General features: G+C 65.0%; 11 protein-coding genes and 1 other RNA gene. 2 read left to right on the forward strand and 10 right to left on the reverse strand.

Going from position 1 to position 9,012, the window contains the following annotated elements:
- Positions 1 to 768 (forward strand): GGDEF domain-containing protein (locus QZY06_RS21705; protein WP_295688251.1); only part of this gene is annotated, 768 nt, incomplete at its 5' end.
- A gap of 136 nt (positions 769 to 904) precedes the next feature.
- Here QZY06_RS21705 and metW read toward each other — a convergent pair.
- The 4 genes from metW to proC are packed head-to-tail and all read right to left on the reverse strand — an operon-like array spanning position 905 to position 4,131.
- Positions 905 to 1,510 (reverse strand): methionine biosynthesis protein MetW, encoded by a 606-nt coding sequence (gene metW, locus QZY06_RS21710; RefSeq protein WP_367275714.1) that lies wholly within the window; start codon positions 1,508 to 1,510, stop codon positions 905 to 907.
- Entirely contained in the window at positions 1,507 to 2,679 is a 1,173-nt protein-coding gene (locus QZY06_RS21715; protein ID WP_367275715.1) for a homoserine O-acetyltransferase, read from the reverse strand. The genes metW and QZY06_RS21715 overlap by 4 nt, the downstream gene beginning before the upstream one ends.
- 1 nt (position 2,680) lies before the next feature.
- A complete protein-coding gene (locus QZY06_RS21720; RefSeq protein WP_367275716.1) occupies positions 2,681 to 3,229 on the reverse strand; it encodes a YggT family protein in 549 nt (182 codons plus the stop codon).
- Between the two features lie 38 nt (positions 3,230 to 3,267).
- The gene (gene proC, locus QZY06_RS21725) at positions 3,268 to 4,131 is read right to left on the reverse strand and encodes a pyrroline-5-carboxylate reductase (RefSeq protein WP_295688257.1); all 864 of its coding nucleotides are present in this window, start codon (positions 4,129 to 4,131) and stop codon (positions 3,268 to 3,270) included.
- A 163-nt stretch (positions 4,132 to 4,294) separates the two neighbouring features.
- On the opposite strand from proC, the gene ilvA reads away from it, so the two are divergent.
- Positions 4,295 to 5,815 (forward strand): threonine ammonia-lyase, biosynthetic, encoded by a 1,521-nt coding sequence (gene ilvA, locus QZY06_RS21730; RefSeq protein WP_295688279.1) that lies wholly within the window; start codon positions 4,295 to 4,297, stop codon positions 5,813 to 5,815.
- A gap of 13 nt (positions 5,816 to 5,828) precedes the next feature.
- On the opposite strand, the gene QZY06_RS21735 is transcribed toward ilvA, so the two are convergent.
- The 6 genes from QZY06_RS21735 to QZY06_RS21760 form a co-directional block, all read right to left on the reverse strand.
- Entirely contained in the window at positions 5,829 to 6,290 is a 462-nt protein-coding gene (locus QZY06_RS21735) for an EVE domain-containing protein (RefSeq protein WP_295688260.1), read from the reverse strand.
- Positions 6,291 to 6,292: 2 nt separating this feature from the next.
- On the reverse strand, positions 6,293 to 6,901 hold the full coding sequence (locus tag QZY06_RS21740; RefSeq protein ID WP_295688263.1) for a 5-formyltetrahydrofolate cyclo-ligase: 609 nt from the start codon (positions 6,899 to 6,901) through the stop codon (positions 6,293 to 6,295).
- A non-coding RNA gene (ssrS, locus tag QZY06_RS21745) (6S RNA) lies at positions 6,891 to 7,072 on the reverse strand. The genes QZY06_RS21740 and ssrS overlap by 11 nt, the downstream gene beginning before the upstream one ends.
- 86 nt (positions 7,073 to 7,158) lie before the next feature.
- Positions 7,159 to 7,497 (reverse strand): cell division protein ZapA, encoded by a 339-nt coding sequence (locus QZY06_RS21750; RefSeq protein WP_022978192.1) that lies wholly within the window; start codon positions 7,495 to 7,497, stop codon positions 7,159 to 7,161.
- A 13-nt stretch (positions 7,498 to 7,510) separates the two neighbouring features.
- Positions 7,511 to 7,705, reverse strand: coding sequence for a hypothetical protein (locus tag QZY06_RS21755; RefSeq protein WP_295688267.1), 195 nt, complete (start codon positions 7,703 to 7,705; stop codon positions 7,511 to 7,513).
- A 99-nt stretch (positions 7,706 to 7,804) separates the two neighbouring features.
- Positions 7,805 to 9,012 (reverse strand): Do family serine endopeptidase (locus QZY06_RS21760; protein WP_295688271.1); only part of this gene is annotated, 1,208 nt, incomplete at its 5' end.

The raw sequence follows: 9,012 nt of genomic DNA on the forward strand, positions 1-9,012 counted from the left end.
GAACGCCATCCCGAGGATGCCGAGTGGTACACGCTGGGCGAGTTCTGGCTGGATGTCGACCGGCATACCCTCAGCCGCGACGAGCCGACGGTCTTTGAAGAGTCCGGGACGGTTTGCGGAAAGTCTGTTTTTCTCGACGTTCATCAGGCTTGCTTCATCGATTCATTGGGCCAGGTGATTGGCACCGTCGGAAGTGCGCGCGACATTACCGAGCGCAAGGCCTCTGAAGTGTTTGTTCAGCATCTGGCGCACCACGACGTGCTGACCGATCTGCCGAATCGCATGCTGTTCATGGATCGCCTCGAAAACGCCATCGAACGCGCCCGCCGCCACGATCGGCCGTTCGCGCTGGCTTATATCGACATCGATGGCTTTAAGCCAGTCAACGACACCTACGGCCATCAGGTCGGCGACGAACTGCTGAAAGCGATCGCCGGCCGCCTGCGCGGCTCGGTGCGTCACGAAGACACCGTATCGCGCCTGGGCGGCGATGAATTCGCCGTGATCCTCGAAGGCGTGATCGACACGGCCAGCGCAGCGATGCGCCTGTGCGAAAGCATCGGTCGCGAGCTGCGCCGCCCTTATCCGCTGCAGACGCCGAATGGCCCGGACATCATCGAGGTCGGTGCGAGCATCGGCGTGGCGCTCTACCCGGATCACGCTGATGGCTGCGATCCATTGATTCTGGCGGCGGACCAGGCGATGTATCGGGCGAAGCGAGCAGGGAAGAATCGTTGCGAGATGGCCAGGGCTGATCTCCGCTTGTAGGTCGGGCCTTGCCCGACAATGGCCCGGTTCGGGAGCGTGGCCAGCCAACGAGAATTCAGAGCTATCAAGCCGAAGATCCAGCGAAGAAGCGTTGGGCGAGGCTCGACCTACGGGCCATCTCCCGGCAAGGCCGGCCTCAGCCCGGCCGCTGCAGCTTGTAAAGCGCAATCTCGCAAAACAAGTTCGGCGCCGTCCGGATACTGAATCCCGCCCGATGCTGCCGATCCAGCAAGGCCCGCTCCAGCACCTGCCAATTTGCACTCGCACACAAGGCCTCGAAATCCGCCAGCGTGCAGAGGTGAATGTTCTCGGTGTCGTACCACTCGGCAGGCAAGGCCGGCGTGTGCGGCATATGGCCGCCGAGCAGGGCCAGGCGCACGCGCCAGTGACCGAAGTTCGGGAAGGTGACGATCACTTCGCGGCCCACCCGCAGCATTTCGGCGAGCACCAGATCCGGCCGTACCAGCGCCTGCAGCGCTTGGGTCATCACCACGTAGTCGAAGGAGCCGTCGGCGAATTCGGCGAGGCCGTCGTCGACGTCGGCCTGGATCACGTTGATGCCGGCGGCGATGCAGTTGGCGACGTTGTCGTCGTCGATCTCAAGACCATAACCACGCACCTGGCGCGTGCTGGCCAGATGGGCGAGCAGGGCGCCGTCACCGCAGCCGAGATCAAGAATTCTCGAGCCGGGCGCGATCCAGTCGCTGATCAGGGCGAGATCAGGACGCAGCGACGGGCTCACGAACCCACCTCCAGCGCGACGCGATCGAGGTAGTTCCGCAGCACCGCGTGGTACTGCGGGATCGGCATCAGGAAGTCGTCGTGGCCGAGCTGGGAATCGATGCGGGCGTAGCTCACGTCGCGACCAGCGGCGATCAGGGCGTTGACGATTTCCCGCGAGCGGGCCGGAGAGAAGCGCCAATCGACGGAGAAGCTGACCACCAGGAATTTAGCTTGCGCCTGGCGGAACGCGGCGGCCAGATCGTCGCCGTATTCGCGGGCCGGATCGAAGTAGTCCAGCGCTTTGGTCATCAGCAGGTAAGTGTTGCCGTCGAAGCGGTCGACGAACGAATTGCCCTGATGACGCAGATAGCTTTCGACTTCGAATTCGACGTCGTAATTGAAGTTGTACTGGCCATCGCCATCGCGAAGGATGCGGCCGAAGCGGGCGCGCATCGCGGTATCGGACAGATAGGTGATGTGGCCGAGCATCCGCGCCAGCTTCAGGCCGCGCTCGGGCCGGGCGCCGGCTTCGATGTAACGGCCGCCGTGGAACTCGGGATCGGACAGGATCGCCTGGCGGGCGATCTCGTTGAAGGCGATGTTCTGCGCCGAGATGCGGGGTGCTGCGGCAATCACCAGCGCGTGGCGGATGCGGGTCGGGCAGTCGATGGTCCACTGCATCACCTGCATGCCGCCGAGGCTGCCGCCAATCACGGCGGCCCAGGCGTCGATGCCGAGCTGGTCGGCCAGCAGCGCTTGCGAGGCGACCCAGTCGCGCACGGTGACGATCGGGAAATCCGGGCCCCAGAGCGCGCCGGTTTCCGGATTGATCGTCGTCGGGCCGGTGGAGCCACGGCAGCCGCCGAGGTTGTTCAGGCAGACGACGAAGAACTTGTCGGTATCGATCGGCTTGCCAGGGCCGATCGCCGAATCCCACCAGCCGGGCTTGCGGTCATCGGCGGAATGGAAGCCGGCGGCGTGATGGTCGCCGGACAAGGCGTGGCAGATCAGCACGGCGTTGCTGCGCGCCGCGTTGAGCCTGCCGTAGGTTTCGATGACCAGCTCGAAGCGCGATAGGCTGCGGCCGCAGGCGAGCAGCAACGGCGTGTCGATGACGATGGTCTGCGGCGTGACGATGCCGACCGATCCGCCAGCCTCGGCGGGCTGGCTCAGCACTTCGGGCACCATCTCAGTGGAACAGGCCGAGCAGCGCGCGCAGCCAGCTGTCCAGCGCCTGGAAGACGATCATCACCGGGATCGCCGACAGGTCCAGCCCCGCGACCAGCGGGATCACCCGGCGCACCGGTTTCAGCACCGGCTCGGTCAGGCTCCACAGCACGTTCGCCGCCGGGTTCGAAACGCCGGGGCCGACCCAAGACAGGATCGTCACCACCAGCAGGCACAAGGTGAACACGCGCAGACCGAGGCTGATCACTTTCAGCAGCGCCAGCCAGAACATCTGGCCAGTGCCGACGCTTTGTCCGTACAGGCTGCCGACGATGGCGATATCGAGCACCGCGATCACCGCCAGCACCAGTACCGCCGGCGTGTCGATGTTGCGGATGCGCGGGATGAAGCGGACCAGTGGCTGGGTCACCGGCTGGGTCAGCTTCCAGATCAGTTGCGAGATCGGGTTATAGAAATTGGCCCGCACCAGCTGCAGCATGACTCGCAGCAGGAAGACGCAGAGCAGCAGATCGAGCAGCGTCGTGAACAGGCTGTAGATGACGTTGATGATGGTCCAGGCCCTCGGTCAGATGGTGGGTCAGATGGGGGTCAGATGGTGGCGGCGAGTTCATCGCCTAGCTGGGCGCCACGGCTATCCGCGGCCTTCAGCGCCGTATTCAGCATGAGGCGGAATCCGGCGGCTTCAAGGCTTTCCAGCGCCGCCTGCGTGGTGCCGCCTTTCGAGGTGACGTTGGCGCGCAAGGTGGCGACGTCAGTGCCTTCGCCGGCAGCCATCTTGGCGGCGCCGATGAAGGTCTGCAGCGCCAGCTTCTTCGCGTCTTCCGGCGACAGGCCGAGCGCCACGCCGGCTTCGGCCATCGCTTCGGTCAGCAGGAAGAAATAGGCCGGGCCGCTGCCCGACACCGCGGTGACCGCATCCATCAGCGCTTCGCGTTCGACCCAGACCACCTGGCCAGCCGCGGCAAGCACGGTTTCCGCCTGCATCCGCGCGCGCGGCGTGGCGTTGTCGCTGGCATGCAGGCCGGTGATGCCAGCGCCGACCAGCGCCGGCGTATTCGGCATCGCGCGGATAATCGCTCCCGCCCAATCGCTACCGCCAAGAAGTTCGCGCAGGCTGGCGATGCGGACGCCGGCGCAGATCGAGATCAGCGTGGTGTCGACGGCCAGTTTCAGGCCGCGCACGGCGCTGGCCACCTGCTGCGGCTTGGTGGCGAGCACGACGATGTCTGCACCGGTGACGGCAGCGACGTTGTCCTTCGCCAGCTTCAGGCTGAAGCGTTCCTGCAACGCGGCAGCTCGATCGGCCTCCGGCTCGGAGACGCGGATCAACTCGGCCGGATGACCCGCCGCGATCAGTCCGCCGATCAGGCTCGCAGCCATGTTGCCGCCGCCGATGAAGGCGATGCGGTCGGCGGAATTCTGAGCGCTGGCGTTGCTGTCGGTCACGGCCATGGAGAACAGGTCGGGGAGGGGGTTTCGGGGCGGACGGTATGATACGCGACCCTCGTATCCGCACTGGCGCCCTTCTCCGGCGCCGAAAACCAGAGCGTTCAACGCCGTGACCGAATCTTCTTCCAAGCCGCTACCCAAATCTGCCAAGGGCGACCGCGATCGTCTGCTCGCCGACTACAAGACGCGCATCGAACGCGCCCGGGTTTACGACGTGGCGATCGTCTCGGCGCTGGAGCCGGCGCCGAAGCTTTCGGCCCGCTTGAACAACAAGGTGCTGCTGAAGCGCGAGGACACCCAGAGCGTCCGCTCGTTCAAGCTCAGAGGCGCCTACAACCGCATCGTCAACCTGCCGGAAGCTTCGCGCGCCCGCGGCGTGATCTGCGCTTCGGCCGGCAACCACGCCCAGGGTGTGGCGCTGTCGGCCAAGCGCCTCGGCATCCCGGCCTGGATCGTCATGCCGCGTACGACGCCGTCGGTGAAGGTGGATGCGGTACGTGCGCTCGGTGGCAAGATCGTGTTGTTTGGTGATGCCTTCGACGACGCTGCAGCGCATGCCGTCGAACTGGCCGAAGCGAAGAGCCTGACCATGATCCCGCCCTACGACGATGCCGAAGTGATCGCCGGGCAGGGCACGGTGGCCAAGGAAATCCTCGAACAGATCGGTGCCGATGGTCCGCTCGACGCGATCTTCGTCTGCACCGGCGGCGGCGGCCTGCTGGCCGGCATCGCCGCCTGGGTGAAGGCGGTGCGGCCGGGCGTGAAGGTGATCAGCGTCGAGCCGGACGATTCCGACTGCATGGCCCAGGCGCTGGAAGCCGGCCGCCGGATCAAGCTGCCGCAGGTGGGCTTGTTCGCCGATGGTGTTGCCGTGCGTCAGGCTGGTGCTGAACCATTCAAGATCTGCCGCGAAACCGTCGATGCCTGCCTGCGCGTATCCGCAGACGAAATCTGCGCAGCGATCCGCGACGTCTTCGCCGAGAATCGCTCGCTGCCGGAACCGGCCGGCGCGCTGGCTGTCGCCGGCATCAAGAAGTGGGTGGCGCAGACCGGCGACACCGGCAAGACCTATGTCGCGACGATCAGCGGCGCCAATCTGAACTTCGACCGCCTGCGCCACATCGCCGAGCGCGCCGAACTCGGCGATGGCCGCGAGACTCTGCTCGGCGTCACCATCCCCGAGCAGCCGGGCAGCTTCAAGCGTTTCCTCAAACAGCTCGGTCGCCGCTCGGTCACCGAGTTCAACTACCGCTACGCCTCGAACAAGCAGGCTCACGTGTTTGCCGGCGTGCACTTCGACGACAAGGCGGCGCGCGATGCGACCATCGACGCGTTGCGTGCCGATGGCTACGCGGTGGCCGATCTCACTGACAACGAGATGGCCAAGGTCCATGTCCGTTACATGGTCGGCGGTCGCGCGCCGGGCATCGACGACGAGCGCCTGTACCGCTTCGAGTTCCCCGAGCGCCCGGGCGCGCTTGCGGATTTCCTGCAGGCGGTCGGCAGTCGCTGGAATATCTCGCTGTTCCACTACCGCAACCACGGCGCTGCCTACGGTCGCGTGCTCTGCGGCCTGCAGGTGCCGAAGAAGGAACGGGCCGACTGCCGCCGCGCGCTCGACGCGCTCGGCTACGAGTATCACGATGAAAGCGAGAATCCGGCCTACCGGCTGTTCATTGCCGGCTGATGAGGCTGAGGTGCTATTCGAGCGCCAGCACGTAATCCCAGTGCTCCTTGCGCACCGGAATGATCGATAGCCGGTTGCCCTTCATCAGCAGCTGGAAACCGGGCATGTCGGCCTCCCTGGCTTTCAGCTCGGCGAGCGAGATGGTCCGTTTCAGCTTGCGCTGGTACTTGACGTCGACCAGCAGCCAGCGCGGCTCCTCGGGTTTGGCGGTCGGATCGTAGTGTTCGTGATCCTTGATGAACTGCGTCGGGTCCGGATAGGCGGTCGACGCGATCGTCGCGAGGCCGACAATGCCGGGGACTTCGCAGTTCGAGTGATAGAAGAACACGCCGTCGCCGACCTTCATGCCATCGCGCATGAAGTTGCGCGCCTGGTAGTTGCGCACGCCATCCCAGGCCTCGGTCTTCTTCGGGCGGGATTTGAGGTCGTCGATCGAGAAGCAGTCCGGTTCGGACTTCATCAGCCAGTAGTTCATCGTCAGTCGGTTTGGCGTTGAGGGAAGCGGCGCAGGCCGCGTTCGGTGACCACGGCATCGAGCCGCACATCGAAAGCTTCGATCGGCAATTCGCCGACTTCCTGCAGGGCATAAGCGTAGCCGATGCGCTGCGGCTTACGGCCGATGCGCGAGCCGGCGAGGGCGCGATCGTAATAGCCGCCACCGTTGCCGAGACGGCCACCGTCGGCATCGAAGCCGAGCAGCGGCACCAGGATCACGTCGAAGGCGCGCGCTGTTTTCAGATGTCGCCGCGAGACCGGTTCCGGCAACTGCAGCGGGCCACGCTTGCGCAGCACCGTATTGCAATCGAGCGGGACGAAACGCAGGCGCCAGTCGCGCATCGTCAGCGGCACGAAGACCTGGTGGTCGGCGCGTGCGAGAGCAGCGCGCAGCGGCGTGGTCGACAGCTCCGAGCGCACCGACAGATAGATCGCGATGCGACAGCGAGGCGGAAGCTCGCGCAGCAGCAAGCGCATGGCACGCCGGGCGGCGCTGATGCGCTGTGCTTGCGGGAGTGCAGCGCGGGCTTGCCGCAGCTGCCGTCGCAGCGCGGCTTTGCGCGCTGCGGAAGAAAGAAGGGTGTCTCCCACCTGTGCCGTCATCCGTCGTGACCTTTAGACGGAGGTCTCAAGTGGGGGCCGGACAATGTATTCGGGCTTCCCGCTGCAAGGCGGGCCTGCACTCCCTACGCTGTTGAGGCTCCCTTTGCATTGCAATTAGGCTCAAGGGTTCCTGACAGACATCGAACACTGCAGGAGACACAGACAAACATTAGCACGAACGCTCTGTTTTCAAGGGTGCTTGATGACATTCATCGACCCCTTGAAGCCGACCGTTCAGCGGCTCGTCACCGGGCTTTCGTTTCCTCGGCCTGGTCGAGCGTCTGGTCGATGTCGGACGACATCTGCTTGAGCCGGTCGAGGCTTTCCTGATCGGGCTTGAGCAGCGACGGATCGCCCTTCAGCGCGAGCAGTTCACGGGCGAGATTCAGTGCTGTCATCACCGCGATGCGCTCGGCACCGAGTGCCTTGCCACGGCGGCGGATCGCGGTCATCCGCTCGTTGAGGTAGTCGGCCGAGGCGACGAGGCCATCGTGCTCGTCCGGCGGGCAGGTCACCGCGTATTCGCGGGCCATGATCCGCACGGTGACGGTCATCGGGTCATTCTTGTCGGCAGCTTTGCTCATCTTTCCTCCGGGCTCAGCTATTGGGATCCGATTCGATGACGCGAATGCGCTCGACGATGCCTTCGATACGACGTTTCAGCTCGGCATTCAGTGCCAGCAGCCGATCCCGCTCCTGCAACGCCCGCTTCTTTTCCAGGCGTTCCTGCCTCCAGGCTGCAATCAGGCGCTGCACGCGCGCTTCCAACTGGGCGACTTCGCTGGGGAGCATGGCCGTACGCGGGGATGGATGGCAAAAAGTATAACGCGGGCGTGCCTTGCGACACGCCCGCGTTATAGGCGACTCAGACCACTCGGTGACGCGTAGCCGTTACGGCTCCAGAATCACGAAGAACGCGGTCTGGCCTCTGAGCACCTGCATCAGCAACTGACCATCCTTCTGCGCAGCCAGGCGCTCGAACTCGGCGACAGTGGTCACCGGCCGGCGATTGACGCCGAGGATGATGTCGTTCGGACGCAGGCCATTCTTCGCGGCCACCGAGCGCGGATCGACCGTCAGCACCTGCACGCCCTTGACGCCGGCGGTCTTGGCCGCTTCGCCGGTAGCGCCGGTCAGCGCGCCGAACGTGGCACCGACCAGTGCCGGGTGCAGCTTCTCGGACGAGGCCGTCTTGTCGTTGTCGACGTTCTTGCCGACGGTGACGGTCACGTCCTTCGGCTTGCCGTCACGGAGGATCTTCATCGCCACCTTGTCGCCCACCCGCAGCAGGCCGACCATGTAGCGCAGCTGGGCGAAATCCTTGACCGCCTTGCCGTTCGCTTCGATGACGATGTCGCCGTCCTGCAGGCCGCCCTTCGAGGCCGGCGAATCCGGTGCCACCTTGCCGATCAGCGCGCCCTTGCCATCCGGCACGTTGAAGGCCTTGGCCAGTTCCGGCGTCAGTTCCTGGCCGCCCTGGATGCCGATGCGGCCACGCACCACCGAACCATTCTCGATCAGCTGCGCCATCACGCTCTTGACCAGATTGGTCGGGATCGCGAAGCCGATGCCGATGTTGCCACCCGAGCGCGACAGGATCTGGCTGTTGATGCCGATCAGTTCGCCGCGGAGGTTGACCAGCGCGCCGCCGGAGTTGCCCGGGTTGATCGAGGCATCGGTCTGAATGAAGTCTTCATAACCTTCGCCCAGGCCCTGACGGCCAAGGCCGGAGACGATGCCCGAGGTCACCGTCTGGCGCAGGCCGAACGGCGAGCCGATGGCGACCACGAAATCGCCGACTTCGAGCTTGTCGCTGTCGGCGATCACCAATGCCTTCAGGTTCTTCGCCTCGATCTGCAGCACGGCGAGATCGGTGTCCGGATCGGTGCCGACCAGCTTGGCCGATAGTTCGCGATCATCGGACAGGCGCACGGTGATCTTTTCGGCATCGGCCACCACGTGGTTGTTGGTGATCACGTAGCCCTTGGCGGCATCGACGATCACGCCAGAGCCGATCGCCTGCGGAGCTTCACGCTCCTGCGGTGCCTGCTGGCCAGGGCCACCCTGGCCATCCGGGTTTTCGAAGAAGCGGCGGAAGA

The organism is uncultured Nevskia sp., from assembly GCF_903885465.1.
GTDB lineage: Bacteria > Pseudomonadota > Gammaproteobacteria > Nevskiales > Nevskiaceae > Nevskia.